Here is a 13781-nt window from a genome sequence, read left to right as displayed (position 1 = left end):
TGGCGAAACAGCACGGCATTCTGCAGGACAAGGTCACGGAATTGATTGCCAGATCAAGTCCACCGTTATCCGGTCCGGCAATGACGCTGGGGAATGGAGTTGACTTACCCCAGATTCAATTCCTTGAAGAAGTCGTTGCCCTTGTCGTCGATGACGATGAAGGCGGGGAAGTCCTCGACCTCGATCTTCCAGACCGCTTCCATGCCGAGTTCTTCATATTCCACGACTTCTACGGATTTGATGCAGTCCTGGGCGAGGCGTGCGGCGGGGCCGCCGATCGAGCCGAGATAGAAGCCGCCATGGGCCTGGCAGGCGCGGCGGACCTGGGGCGAGCGGTTGCCCTTGGCCAGCATGACCATGGAGCCGCCGGCCGCCTGGAACTGATCGACGAACGAATCCATCCGGCCGGCCGTGGTCGGGCCGAAGGAGCCCGAGGGCATGCCATCCGGCGTCTTGGCGGGGCCGGCGTAATAGACCGGATGATTCTTGATGTAGTCGGGTAGGGGCTCGCCGGCCTCCAGACGCTCGCGCAGCTTCGCGTGGGCCGCGTCCCGGGCGACGATCAGCGTCCCGGTCAGTGACAGGCGCGTCTTGATCGGGTGCCTGGTCAGTTCACCCAGGATTTCCGACATGGGCTTGGTCAGGTCGATCTTCACGACCTCTCCGCCCAGATGGTCGTCCGTGATTTCCGGCAGGTATTTTTCCGGCTGGGTTTCGAGCTGCTCCAGGAAGATGCCGTCCTTGGTGATCTTTCCGACGGCCTGACGGTCGGCGGAGCAGGATACCGCGAGCCCGATCGGCAGCGACGCGCCGTGGCGCGGCAAACGGATCACGCGCACATCATGGCAGAAATACTTGCCGCCGAACTGCGCGCCGACGCCTGTCGCCTGGGTCAGCTTGTGGATTTCCGCTTCCATTTCCAGATCGCGGAACGCATGGCCCAGTTCCGAGCCCGCGGTTGGCAGGCCGTCCAGATAGCGGGCGGAGGCGAGCTTGGCCGTCTTCATGGTCATTTCTGCCGAAGTGCCGCCAATGACAATCGCCAGATGATAGGGCGGGCAGGCGGCGGTGCCGAGCGTCAGGATCTTCTCTTTGAGAAAGTCGATCATCCGGTCATGGGTCAGAAGCGAGGGCGTCCCCTGGAACAGGAACGACTTGTTGGCCGAGCCGCCGCCTTTGGCCATGAACAGGAACTTGTAGGCGTCCTCGCCTTCCGAGTAGAGCTCGATCTGGGCGGGCATGTTCGACTTGGTGTTCTTTTCCTCGAACATGGAAATTGGCGCGAGCTGCGAATAGCGCAGGTTCTTCTTGAAATACGCATCGCGCGCGCCTTCCCCAAGGGCGGCCTCATCCGATCCGTCGGTCCAGATCCGGCGCCCCTTCTTGCCCATGATGATCGCTGTCCCGGTGTCCTGGCACATGGGCAAGACGCCATGGGCGGCGATGTTGGCGTTCTTCAGGAGGTCGAAGGCGACGAACTTGTCGTTCTCGGTCGCTTCCGGATCGTCGAGGATCTGACGAAGCTGCGCCAGATGGCCGGGGCGCAAATAGTGGTTGATGTCCTTGAAGGCTTCCTCGGCCAGAAGGCGCAAGCCTTCCGGCTCGACCATCAGGATCTCTTCGCCGTTGAACTCGGCTGTTTTCACGTAGTCCGAGGTCAGCTTGCGATAGGGAGTGGTGTCCGCGCCCTGCGGAAACAGAGAGCTGTGCTGATAGGCTGGCGGGGTGAGCGGAGCGTTCATGATGGCGGCCTTGGTCTCTGGAGCGCGGTCCTGGCGGTCTCGCGCGGCTTGGATCTTGTTATGCGGCCTACATAAGGCAAAAGGGCCGGCAACGCCAAGTCTCCGGCCCTTGGTCTTTTGGCGGTCGGCTGCGGCGCCCGTCAGCGTGTCGCGGTCAAGTCGATCGTGACGCTGACATCGGCGCCCACCTGATCCGGACCAACCCCTGTTCCCACGTTGTAAACCGTGCGGTCGAGCGTGGCCGTGCCTTTCGCCGTGGCTGTGTCGCCTTCGATATCCAGGGTGAACGAAAGGGTGACCGGGTGGCGGACACCTTTCAGCGCAAGGGAGCCCTCGGCGACATAACTGCCGTCATTGGCGAGGCTGATGGTCTCGGACGTGAATTCGGCCGCTGGAAACTCGGCCACATTGAAGAATTGCCCGGTCGGCAGGGTGCCATCGATCTGGCCGTTGCCGGTGGTCGCGGAGGGCAGGGCGATGCGGGCCGTGATCACAGCCGTTTCGAGATTGTCCGGATCAAGGTCGATTGATGCGCTCCAGTCGGTGAAGGTGCCCGAGATCGAGCCGGTCCCCTGCGCCACTTCGAACCCGAGCGTGCTGCCGCCTTGGTCCACGGTCCAGGTCGACGCGGCCGCTGGGGTCAGAAGTAGCGTGGCGCAAGTCAGTGTCGCGGCGGCAGCCGCGGACAAACGGATCATTTCCATGACGACATAGTCCTTTTAACTCTGGCTGTAAGGTCAGGCATTGTCCCGGGCCGGCTGGGTCGAGAGCATCCGGCGCAGCGTGCTGTCGCGTTCGATGAAATGGTGTTTTAGCGCGGCGCCCACATGTGTCACCACCAGCGCGATGGCGAGCCAGCCCAGATAGAAATGGGCACTCTTGAACAGGCCTTCGGCTTCCTCCTTCGATCCCAGGAACGCCGGGACCGGTAGATGCGGCACGTTGAGAACATTGAACACGACGGTCGGAATGTTCCAGGGTGATGCCGACACCATCAACCAGCCTGAGAGGGGCATGAGGATCATCACGGCATAGAGCCCGGTGTGCCCCAGATGCGCCGCCCACCGTTCCCAGGGTTTCATACCGCCTGGAAGTTGCGGAGCCGGATTGGCCAGCCGCCAACCCAGGCGCAACACAACCATGGTCAGGATCACGAAACCTATGGATTTGTGCAACTGATACACTTGAAAGGTAAACGGGTCGGTGATCGGCAAACGGGTCATGTAGAGCCCGCCGGCGAGCATGCCGAGGACCAGAAGGGCCATGGACCAGTGGAACAGGATCGCGACGCGCCCGTAGCCGGTTTTGGTATTGCGAAGCATGACTGTCTCCTCTCGGCCGGACCGCTGGACCCTTGGAACCCTGACCTCTGTGATCCTGGACTTCCATGGCTCTTGACCCATTGGCAGGTGGTGGATCGGCCCCGCCGGGGCGGGGCCTGTCCTGTTACTGGCTTGCGGCCACTTCCAGCGTTTCGGCATGGAAGGTGATTGTGATCTCGTCTCCAACATAGGGCACATACAGATCCATGCCGTAGTCGGAGCGCTTGATGGTGGTAGTGACCTTAAACCCTGCGGCCGGTTTCTTGGCCATCGGATGCTCACCCATGGCGGTGACGATGACATCCAGCGTGGCCGGCTTGGTGATCCCCTTGATCGTGAGGTCGCCGGCCACAGCGAGTTGATTCTCCCCAACCTGCTCAACGCTGGTGCTTGCGAAAGTTGCCTGCGGGTATTGTGCGACATCAAAGAAGTCAGCGCTTTTCAGATGCGCGTCCCGCTCGGCCCAGAAGGTGTCCAAGCTGTCGACGTCGATGGTGAAATTGATGCTCGAATTGGCCGGGGTTTCCTTGTCGATGAGGAGTTGGGCCTCCCAGGCGCCGAAACGGCCATCGGTAATGGAGTAGCCAAGGTGATCGTAGGTAAAGGACAAGTTGGAATGGGATTTGTCGAATTCATAGGCGACAGGGTCTGCGAATGCCGTGCCGGTGAGGAGCGACAAGGCGAAGGCGGAAGCAGCTAGACGGATCATGAGTGGTCCTTTGTCGATGGTCGTGGATCAGCGCCCGGTCCCGAACGCTTCGCTGCCAAGATAGGTATGAACGCCGTTGCCGCAATTGAACTCACTGTTTCAAGGGAGTTGACAATTGGCGGGCTTTAGACTGCCCGAAACAGGCATCCTGCCGGGAAGGGGCCGGTCGCGTGCAAGTTGTTCCATGACGGGAACGATTTCATGTGCACCTTGCGCGTCTTTGTCATCATTCTATGATGCAAATCAGGCACTCCTGATCCAATAGAGAGAAATAAAAGTGACGCCGCCCGGGTTCTGGGGCATACGGCGCCGAACCAAACCAGCCACGCTGGAGCTGAACCTTGACCACCGCGAAGATTGTCTGCCATCGCGGCGCCTGCCTCAGCGCGCCGGAAAACACCGTCGCATCCTTGGAAGGCGCGATTGCCCTCGGCGCGTTCGCCGTTGAATTCGATATCCGCACCAGCCGCGACGGGGTCCTCTACGTCTTCCACGACGAGACGGTTGACCGTACCACGGATGGGACCGGGCGGTTTGGCGATCTGACGTCCGCGCAAATTGACGCGCTCGATGCGGGCAGCTGGTTTGCTCCGGAATTCGCGGGCGAGCGGGTGCCACGGCTGGACCGTTTTCTGGATGCCTGTGTGGGTCGCATCGCGACCTACGCGGAAATCAAGGATGCCGATCCGGCCCGGGTGCGCGATATGCTGGCCGCCCGGTATCTCCTGCGCGACGCTTGGACATTTTCGTTTGATCAAAGCATCCGGGCCGCGGCCCGCGCCCGCGTCCCCGACTTGCGGCGGATGGTGTTGTGGAGCCATGTCGGGTCGGTCGAACGGGCTGTTGCGCTGAACGCCAGCATTCTTGAATTTGATTCCGGTGATCTGTCTGCGGACAGGGTCAATGCGGCCAAATCCGCCGGTTTGATCACGCAAATGTTTTATGACGGCAAGGATGAAGCGGTGTTTGAAGACGCCGTCCGTTTTGGGATCGAGCAGATGAATATCGACCATGTCGAGCTGTTCCGCGAGGTCGAAGCGCGCATGAAGTCGATCTTACCGGCTTAAGTCTTACCAGCTTGAAATTACACTGGCCGGGCCCGTGACCCGGCCATAGCACAGCCGAGACCGGTTCCCCGGCCCAGCCGAATTCAGACGTTGCTGTCTGGGAAAGAGGCCTTGCGCTCTTCCATGAAGGAGACAAGCGCCTCGTCAATTCCCGGATCCAGTTCCGGTCCCGTGTATCCGGCCAGCATGTCCTTCCAGATCTTGTTGGCGCGGGTGGCCGCGTCCAGTTGCCCGTCTGCCAGCCACTGCTCATAGGAATTGTTGTCGGCAATCGTGGAGCGATAGAACGCGCTTTCGAAATTGCGCTGGGTGTGTGCCGCTCCGAGGAAGTGGCCACCGGGGCCGACCTCCTGAAAAGCGTCCATCGCCATCGCCTCGTCGGACACATCGATCCCCTTTGCCAGCACATGCATCATGGCCAGCTGATCCGCGTCCATCACGAATTTTTCGTAGGACGAGCACAGGCCGCCTTCGAGCCATCCTGCGGCATGCAGGCAGAAATTCACGCCCGCCTGAACCGTCGCCGCGATGGTTTGTGCCGATTCTTGCGCGGATTGCGCGTCCGGCGTTTTCGACGCCGTGAACGATCCACCTGACCGGAACGGCAAACCGAGACGCCGCGCCAGTTTCGCCGCGCCGTTCAACAGGAGCGAGCCTTCCGGGCTGCCGAAGGTCGGGGCCCCGGATTGCATGGAAATCGAACTGACAAAGGCCCCGAACACCACCGGAGCGCCCGGGCGGATGAGCTGCGTGAGGGCGCATCCGGCCATAGCCTCGGCCAGGACCTGGGACAACGTGCCGGCGACCGTGACCGGGCTCATCGCACCTGCCAGAATGAAGGGCGAGACGATGCAGGCTTGGTTGGCCGAGGCATAGACCTTCAAGGCGCCCAGCATTGTGGCATCGAAAACCAGCGGAGAGTTGGCGTTGATGAGCTGGATCATCACGCAATTCTGGTCGACGAAGTCGTCGCCAAACACGATCCGCGCCATGTTCACCGAATCTTCCGCGCGCTCGGGCGCGGTCACCGAGCCCATGAAGGGCTTGTCGGAATATTTGATATGCGCATAGACCATGTCGAAGTGGCGCTTGTTCACCGGCAGATCCACCGGTTCACAGACCGTCCCGCCCGAATGGTGCAGCCATGGCGACATGTAGGCCAGCTTCACGAAATTGCGGAAATCCTCGATGGTTCCGTAGCGGCGCCCCTTGTCGAGATCGGTGACGAAGGGCGGTCCGTAAACCGGCGCGAAGATGATGTTGTTGCCGCCCACCTCGACGTTCCGGGCCGGATTACGCGCATGTTGCGTAAACTGCGCGGGTGCCGTCTTGAGGACCTCCCGCAGCATACCCTTTGGAAAGCGCACGCGCTCGCCGTCAACCTCGGCACCCGCGGCCTTCCAGATCTGCAGGATCTCCGGCGCTTCGCGGAATTCAAGACCGATTTCCCACAAAAGCCGGTCGGCTTGCGCCTCGATCTTTTCCGCCCCTTCGTCGCTCAGAACATCGAAGACGGGAATGTTGCGGGTGATGTAGGGTGCGCCGATCATGCCGGGTGCGGACTGGCGGCGCTCGCGTCGGGCGGATCGTCCCCGGCGGGCTGCGGGTGCTGCTACGTCAGACATGATGGGCTCCCTGGAGATTGCGTTTGGCTCGTTATGACAAGTCTTAGGCCGCTTGGCCAGCGGTCCCGCTCCAGATGCGTCTTGGCCTGCTCTAATTGCGGCATCTGATCCGCATGGGCCGGATCCGGGCGGTTTCCGGGCGCAAACCGGGAGACGATCGCTGTCGCCTTGGTCCCCGTTTGCCGATGGTCTCGCACCGCCAGTTCCCGGCCATGCCGGACGTGATCCAGCGTCGGCGCACCTCGAAGGGCGGGTGTCGTGGAGATGGTGCCGCCATGACGCAATTAAGCTACTCACCCCCGGCTTCTGCCGCGATACTGCCGCCAAGGATCGCGCCTTTGGCCTCCGGTTGCTCCTCCGGGACAAACGGCCCGCGGCTCGGACATATCCATCAACATTGGTCGTAACATCAGGGGAAGCCGGTACGCGCCGGCCCCGGTGCACGGAAGAGGAATGAAAGATGTCAGCGTTTCCTGACAAGGCACAAATCGTCATCGTCGGTCTGGGCGGCATTGTCGGCGCATCGGTGGCCCATCACCTGATCGAGCGCGGCTGGACCGACATCGTCGGGATCGACAAGTCGGGCATTCCGACCGACATCGGTTCGACCGCCCACGCTTCGGACTTCTGCTACACGACCAGCCACGATTACTTGTCCACCTGGACATCGCTCTATTCCGTCGCGTTTTTCGAGAAAATGGGCGCTTACGAGAAAATCGGCGGTTTGGAAGTCGCCCGCACCGGCGATGATTTCTGGATGGATGAGATCAAGCGGAAAGTGTCTTCCGGCAAAGCCTTCGGCACGCGCGCGCATCTTGTGACCCCGGCGGAGATCAAGGAAAAATTCCCGTTGATCGAGGAGGATCAGGTGCAGGGCGGTCTTTACGACCCGGATGCCGGCCTTGTGGTGCCGCGTTCCCAGGCACTGTCCGGCAAGCTGGTCGACATGGGGGTAGAAAGCGGCAAGCTGAAATCCTTCGCCAACACGCCCGCGCAATCCCTGATCGTGGAAGACGGCCGCATTAAGGGGGTCAAGACCCACCGCGGCACGATCATGGCTGATCACGTGATCGTCTGCGCTGGCCTGTGGGGCCGCCTCATCGCCGAGATGGTGGGCGAAGATCTGCCGGTGATGCCGGTGGACCACCCGCTGACGTTTTTCGGCCCCTTCAACGAGTTCGAGGGCACCGGCAAGGACATCGGCTACCCGCTGCTGCGCGACCAGGGCAACTCGGCCTATATGCGTGACACGGGCGATCCCAAGACAACCGAGGGCGGCCAGATCGAGTGGGGCTATTATGAGACCACCCATCCGCGCATGTGCCACCCGCGCGACCTGCAGGAAAAGGAAGAGGCGCGTCTGTCGCCATCCCAGCGCGATCTGGAACTGGAGCAGGTGATCGAGCCGCTCGAGCGCGCGATGGAGCTGACCCCGATCCTGAGCGAACTGGGCTACAATGAGAGCTGGTCGTTCAACGGCCTGCTGCAGGTCTCGGCAGCCGGTGGCCCCTCCGTGGGCGAAAGCCAGAAGGTGCGCGGTCTTTGGTACTGCGTTGCGATCTGGGTGAAGGACGGCCCGGGCTACGGCAAGCTGGTGGCCGACTGGATCACCGATGGCCGGACTGAAATCGACCACGCCTCCATCGACTATTCGCGGTTTTATGCCCATCAGCTGACCGAGGACTTCATCGAGGGCCGCTGCTACGAGGCGGCGCAGAAGATCTATTTTCCCGCGATCCATCCGCGCGAGCCTTATGCCAACGGCCGCAACATCAAGCGCTCGCCATTTTATGAGCGCGAGGTGGAGCTTGGCGGTTACTGCATGGAGCTGGGCGGCTGGGAGCGTGCCCACGGCTACGCGGCCAACGAGCACCTTCTGGAAAAATACGGCAACCAGGTTCCCGTTCGCGAGAACGAGTGGGACAACCGTCATTTCTGGCGGGTGTCGAATGCCGAACATCTGGCACTCAGCGAGGATTGCGGCCTCATCAACCTGTCGCACTTTTACATGTTCGACGTGTCCGGACCCGACCATGTTGCGCTGATGGAATGGCTCTGCGCCGCGAAAATCGGCGGGGATGCCAATATCGGCAAGGGGATCTACACCCATTTCCTCGATGACGAGGGCATGGTCCGCGCCGACCTCACCATATTCCGCATGGCCGACCGCTGCCGCGTGGTGGATGGGGCCGACGCCGGACCGCGCGACCTTCACTACGTCAAGCGCGTCGCGCAGGACAAGGGTTTCAATGTCACCGTCACCGATGTCAGCGAGCAATTCACCACCATCGGGATCTGGGGTCCGAACGCGCGCGAGAATCTGAAAAAGGCCGTGTCCGATCCGGCAGCCCTCGATCCGGAGAATTTCCCCTTCGCGGCCATCCGCGAAATCGAGATTGCGGGCAAGAAGGTCATGGCGCTGCGGCTGTCCTATGTCGGCGAGCAGGGCTGGGAGCTTCATATGAAGTATGAGGACGGCCTGGCTGTCTGGGACGCCCTGCGCGATCTCGGCATCATGGCCGTCGGCATCGAGACCTACGCGAATTCCCGCCGTATGGAAAAGTCGCTCCGCCTGCAGAACGCGGACTTGCTCACCCAGTACAATCTGTACGAGGCGGATCTGGCGCGCCCGAAAGTCAAGGAGGCCGATTTCCGCGGCAAGGCCAAGCATTTGGAATACCGGGCGCGCGATCACCAGCCCGCCATGTTGTGCACTTTGGTCATGACTGAGAACACCGACATTACCGGCATCAAGCGCTATCCTGTCGGGATTCTGCCGGTGCTGGATCCGGAAACGGGGGAAACATTGGTCGACGAGCTTGGCCGCCGGTCGTACACGACGTCGATCGCTTATGGCCCGACGATCGGCAAAAATATCGCGCTGGCCTATCTGCCGCACGAGTATGCTCAGGTCGGCCGGAAGCTGAATGTCGAATATTTCGCCGAGACCTACCCGGTCGAAGTCGCCGGTGTCGGCTACGCGCCCCTCTACGATCCGGAAAACCTCAAGCCGCGCAGTTAAGCGCCCATATAGGTGTCATTGCTGGGCTCGACCCTTGGCTGCGGTCGGTTGTTTGAGCCAAAGGTCTCGGCTCGCGCTCGGGATTGCCATATGGGGCTTGCACCCCGTCCAGCCCGGGTCAAGCCCTGTCAAGTCGTGGCATAGTTTGAAACTCGAAAACCCGCGTGGAGATCCGCGCGGGTTCTGCTATGGCAGAGAAAACAAGAACCAACGTGGCGGTTTGCTGCAAACAGGGGCTCGAATCCATGTCGAAACTTCACACTCTCCTCGCCATGAAAGGCGCTCTGCTGGCCGATGGCGCGACCGGAACCACGCTCTTCGACATGGGACTCACGTCGGGCGATGCACCGGAACTCTGGAATGTCGATGAGCCGGACAAGATCCGGACGCTGCATCAGGGATTTGTCGATGCCGGATCGGACATCATCCTGACCAACACATTCGGCGCGAACCGGCACCGGCTGAAACTGCACAACGCCGAAGGCCGCGTGAAGGAATTGAACGCGGCCGGTGCCCGGCTCGCGCGCGAGGTGGCGGAGGCCACTGGGCGCGAGGTTCTTGTCGGCGGCTCGATCGGTCCGACCGGCGAATTGTTCCAGCCGCTCGGCGCGCTCAGCTACGAAGAGGCGGTTGACGCCTTTGCCGAGCAGATCGACGGCCTGATCGAGGGCGGGGCCGATATTCTGTGGGTCGAGACCATGTCCGCGGCCGAGGAAATGAAGGCCGCTGCGGAAGCGGCCAAGGGCCGCGATATCCCGCTTGTCGTGACGGCGAGTTTCGACACGGCCGGCAAGACCATGATGGGTCTGAGCCCAAGGGGTATGGCGCGACTGAAATCCGAATTCGCCTGCACCCCGGCGGCACTCGGTTCCAATTGCGGCGTTGGCGCATCCGATCTTCTGGCCGCGGTCCTGGAAATGACCGCTGAAGACCCGGACCTGATCGTTGTGGCCAAGGCCAATTGCGGCATTCCGGAAATTCGCGGTGACGAAGTGGTCTATACCGGCACGCCCGAGTTGATGGCCAAATATGCACATATGGCGCTGGATGCCGGTGCGCGGATCATCGGCGGCTGTTGCGGCACGTCAGCGGGCCACCTGGCCGCCATGCGCCAGGCACTCGACACTCACATGAAGGGCAACCGCCCCGATGTCGGTCTCGTGGTCTCGGAAATTGGGCCCCTTGTCTCGCCGCCCAATCTGGAAGCGGATGCGGCCCGCGCCGAAGCGGAGGCGGAGGGAACAGGCGGTGGCCGCCGCCGGGGGCGCCGGAGGGGGTAGGGCCGAAGCAGGGACAAGCCGTGCCGGTTCGCGCGGGCCCGTTCCTTGAGGCCCTTATGAGGGGGGTGTTTTGCGGACCTGGGTCCGCAGACATCGGATTTGCCCGGTCCAAGACGGGTCATTCACGCAGACGTGACCGCTGGGCGTCCGTTCCCCGTGCGCCCCCGCCCGGTTTTTCGCCTAACCTTACGGCATGAAAAAATGGTTCCTGCATTTCCCGCTTCTGCTGGCGGTTGCGAGCCTCTTGGGTCTGGCGGCCGCGCGCGCGCAAGAACCCGTCGATGTCGCGCTGGTCCTTGCCGTCGACGTGTCGCTGTCCATGTCCTACGAGGAAATGGGCATCCAGCGGAGCGGCTATGCGGCGGCGCTCACCAGCGACGAAGTCCTGGCGACGATTGCCGGCGGCTTCCATGGCCGGATCGCGGTGACATTCTTCGAATGGGCCAATAACAGCTGGGCCCGTGAACTGGTTGGCTGGACCATCATCGAGACCCGGGAAGACGCGGAAGCTATCGCCAAGGAACTCCGAACCGCCCACCGGCGCGGCGAACGGCGCACGTCCATATCGGGCGGGATCGAGGCGGCGATGGAAAAACTCGAGAACCTGCCCTTCGAGGTCGACCGCAAGGTGATCGACATTTCCGGCGACGGCCCGAACAATCAGGGCGTTCCGGTCACCCAGGCGCGCGACGAGGCGATAGCCCGGGGCATCACTATCAACGGCCTGCCGCTGCTCACCTCAGGTGGCTTCGGCGGGATCTTCAATATCCCGGATCTGGACGAATATTACCGGCGTTGCGTGATCGGCGGTCCGGCCAGCTTCATGATCCCGGTCAACAGCTGGGACCAGTTTCCCGAGGCGGTGCGGCGGAAACTGGTGCTGGAGATCGGCGCGGTTCCCCCTGCCGATCTGGCGCCGGTCATCCCGGCACAGATCACCTTCGGCGAACCTTATGACTGCCTGATTGGCGAAAAACTCTGGCAGCAGCGCCGGATGTTTCTGGACCGGTAGGCGGCGGGCCAGGGCCGCGCCCGTTTGCCCGGCGGGGCCCTTGATCCGGAAGGCGCTCATGCAGCCGTTCAGGCAGCCGCGATCATCTTTCGCGGATCGTAGAACGGCTTTTCGACAATGATCGCGCGCTGCGCACCGCTGGGCAAGTCAACCTGCAACTCCGCGCCGAGCCAGTTCACGTCGGTCGAAACCATGGCGAGGGCAATGTTTTGCTGAAGCCGCGGAGAAAACACCGCAGAGGTCACCTTGCCCACGGTCTCCTCGTCCTTCCGTATGGTCCAGAACGTGGTGTTGGGACCGCGAAGCGGCTCGCCGTCAATGATCAGGCCGACCTGGGTCCGTTTCACCCCGGCCGCCTGGATGCGCTGCAGGGCGGCCTTGCCGATGAAATCGGTGTCCATGGTCAGGTCCACCAGCCGGTCGAGCCCGAGTTCGAACGGGTTGGTCTGAAGATCGGCATCCGCGTGATAGGAGAGCATGCCACCCTCGATCCGGCGGATGGAAGAGGTATGGCCGGGCCGCAGGTTGAACGGCGCTCCGGCCGCCATGATCTTTTCCCACAACTCATCGCCGCGGCTGCCGTCGCGCAGATAAAGTTCGTAGCCCAGTTCGCTCGACCATCCTGTCCGCGACACGATCAGGGGAATCCCGTCAAGCTCCACCTCACGCAGCCAATAGTAACGCAGATCCATGATGGACGGGCCGAACAGGGCCTGCATGATCATGCCCGATTTCGGACCCTGGAGTTGCAGCGGGGAAACATCCGGTTCGCGGATCGTCACATCCATCCCGGAATGGACCGCGACGCCTTGCGCCCAAAGCAGGACGTCGCTGTCGGCAATCGAGATCCAGAAGTGGTTCTCGCCGAGCCGCAGCAGGATCGGGTCGTTGATGATGCCGCCGTCCGCGTTGGTCAACAGGATGTACTTGCATTGCCCGACCGCCATTCCGGACAGGTTGCGGGGGGTCAGCTTCTGGACGAATGCGGCCGCGTCCGGCCCGGTGATTTCCACCTGTCGTTCGACCGCGACATCACACAGGATCGCGTCGTTGACCAGGTTCCAGAAATTCTGTTCCGGATCCCCGAAGTCACGCGGAATGTACATGTGATTGTAAATGGAGAAGGCTTGCGCGCCCCATCGCACAGTGGCGTCGAAATAGGGTGATTTGCGGATTTGGGTTCCGAAACCGAATTCAGCTGCCGAGGTCATGTGCGCCTCCCACGCTCCATGTGAACAACTTGCTTTTGCCGAACACAGACCGCCCGGGACTGCGCCTGAAAAAGGCACAAACAATCGCCCGGTTCGATCTGGTCCGAGGAAGATGACGCCGCGTCGGCCCTGGCACTTGTCTGCAAGTGCCGCGTTTCGTCGCAAGAACGACATCGGGAATTTACGTGAGACTTTTCGGCAAGAGGCCGTGGCGCAGGGGACCGTATCCGAGGCGCGACCACTGAAGTTCAATGCCGCACTACCGGCATCTCACAGGGGAGAGGTCGGTCAGCCTAAACCGATATCAGGATGAAAGCTGGAGAGCCAAAACGCGGCAGAGGCGGCCGGCCGGGAGCGCGCTGGCAGGCACGCTCTCAAAGCCAGCCAACGTCATTCACTTCCCGGCGATTGCGCGGACAGCCTTGGCGGAGGTGCGTTTGGTCGCAAAACCAAAGATCCCATAGGCTGCCAGCGTTGCCGCGGTTACCGCCGCCAGGCCGATCGCCACATCAGTCATCGGCGAGAAGGGCAGGCTCATCGCTGCCATGAAGGTCCCGAAGAAGCTCACCGTAAAAAGGGCGAAGAGCCCGAAGGTGAGCAGCATGGCGCGATTCTCGCTGGCCAGCCAACCGGTTCGTTCCTCGGATTCGAGTTGCTTCTGCACGGCGAAAAAGCCGATTTCACTGGCAGTGAAGGAGGCGCTCAGGCCAATGAGCGGGATCAGTTTTACAAGGATTGCCATCATCTTATCCGTTGAGAAGAACGGCGGGCGAATTACCCGTCACTTTGCC

Annotated in this window: 11 protein-coding genes; 4 read left to right on the top strand and 7 right to left on the bottom strand. The window is 61.8% G+C overall.

The window, feature by feature from the left end:
* Window positions 1-104 precede the first annotated feature (104 nt).
* From F0184_RS06600 to F0184_RS06585, 4 genes are all read right to left on the bottom strand, one after another.
* The gene (locus tag F0184_RS06600; RefSeq protein ID WP_150495371.1) at window positions 105-1742 is read right to left on the bottom strand and encodes a fumarate hydratase; all 1638 of its coding nucleotides are present in this window, start codon (window positions 1740-1742) and stop codon (window positions 105-107) included.
* 140 nt (window positions 1743-1882) lie between these two features.
* Entirely contained in the window at window positions 1883-2446 is a 564-nt protein-coding gene (locus F0184_RS06595) for a YceI family protein (protein ID WP_208998353.1), read from the bottom strand.
* 33 nt (window positions 2447-2479) lie between these two features.
* Entirely contained in the window at window positions 2480-3064 is a 585-nt protein-coding gene (locus F0184_RS06590; RefSeq protein WP_150495370.1) for a cytochrome b, read from the bottom strand.
* A gap of 124 nt (window positions 3065-3188) precedes the next feature.
* Window positions 3189-3773 (bottom strand): YceI family protein, encoded by a 585-nt coding sequence (locus F0184_RS06585; RefSeq protein ID WP_150495369.1) that lies wholly within the window; start codon window positions 3771-3773, stop codon window positions 3189-3191.
* A gap of 341 nt (window positions 3774-4114) precedes the next feature.
* Between F0184_RS06585 and F0184_RS06580 the strand changes: the two genes are divergently transcribed.
* Window positions 4115-4840, top strand: coding sequence for a glycerophosphodiester phosphodiesterase (locus F0184_RS06580; protein WP_150495368.1), 726 nt, complete (start codon window positions 4115-4117; stop codon window positions 4838-4840).
* Window positions 4841-4923: 83 nt separating this feature from the next.
* Here F0184_RS06580 and F0184_RS06575 read toward each other — a convergent pair whose 3' ends face one another.
* The gene (locus F0184_RS06575; RefSeq protein WP_150495367.1) at window positions 4924-6465 is read right to left on the bottom strand and encodes a trimethylamine methyltransferase family protein; all 1542 of its coding nucleotides are present in this window, start codon (window positions 6463-6465) and stop codon (window positions 4924-4926) included.
* 460 nt (window positions 6466-6925) lie between these two features.
* On the opposite strand from F0184_RS06575, the gene F0184_RS06570 reads away from it, so the two are divergent.
* The 3 genes from F0184_RS06570 to F0184_RS06560 all read left to right on the top strand — a co-directional run bounded on the left by F0184_RS06570 (window position 6926) and on the right by F0184_RS06560 (window position 11779).
* On the top strand, window positions 6926-9487 hold the full coding sequence (locus F0184_RS06570) for a GcvT family protein (RefSeq protein WP_150495366.1): 2562 nt from the start codon (window positions 6926-6928) through the stop codon (window positions 9485-9487).
* A 245-nt stretch (window positions 9488-9732) separates the two neighbouring features.
* The gene (gene bmt, locus F0184_RS06565; RefSeq protein ID WP_150495365.1) at window positions 9733-10767 is read left to right on the top strand and encodes a betaine--homocysteine S-methyltransferase; all 1035 of its coding nucleotides are present in this window, start codon (window positions 9733-9735) and stop codon (window positions 10765-10767) included.
* Window positions 10768-10960: 193 nt separating this feature from the next.
* Window positions 10961-11779, top strand: coding sequence for a DUF1194 domain-containing protein (locus tag F0184_RS06560; RefSeq protein ID WP_150495364.1), 819 nt, complete (start codon window positions 10961-10963; stop codon window positions 11777-11779).
* Window positions 11780-11847: 68 nt separating this feature from the next.
* Here F0184_RS06560 and F0184_RS06555 read toward each other — a convergent pair whose 3' ends face one another.
* Complete coding sequence (locus tag F0184_RS06555; protein WP_150495363.1) at window positions 11848-12990, bottom strand: glycine cleavage T C-terminal barrel domain-containing protein; 1143 nt, start codon at window positions 12988-12990, stop codon at window positions 11848-11850.
* 394 nt (window positions 12991-13384) lie between these two features.
* The gene (locus F0184_RS06550; protein ID WP_150495362.1) at window positions 13385-13732 is read right to left on the bottom strand and encodes a hypothetical protein; all 348 of its coding nucleotides are present in this window, start codon (window positions 13730-13732) and stop codon (window positions 13385-13387) included.
* Window positions 13733-13781: the final 49 nt, after the last annotated feature.

The sequence above is a fragment of the Roseibium aquae genome (genome assembly GCF_008711285.1).
Taxonomy (GTDB): Bacteria; Pseudomonadota; Alphaproteobacteria; order Rhizobiales; family Stappiaceae; genus Roseibium; species Roseibium aquae.
This window is presented reverse-complemented; position numbering and strand designations above follow the sequence as displayed.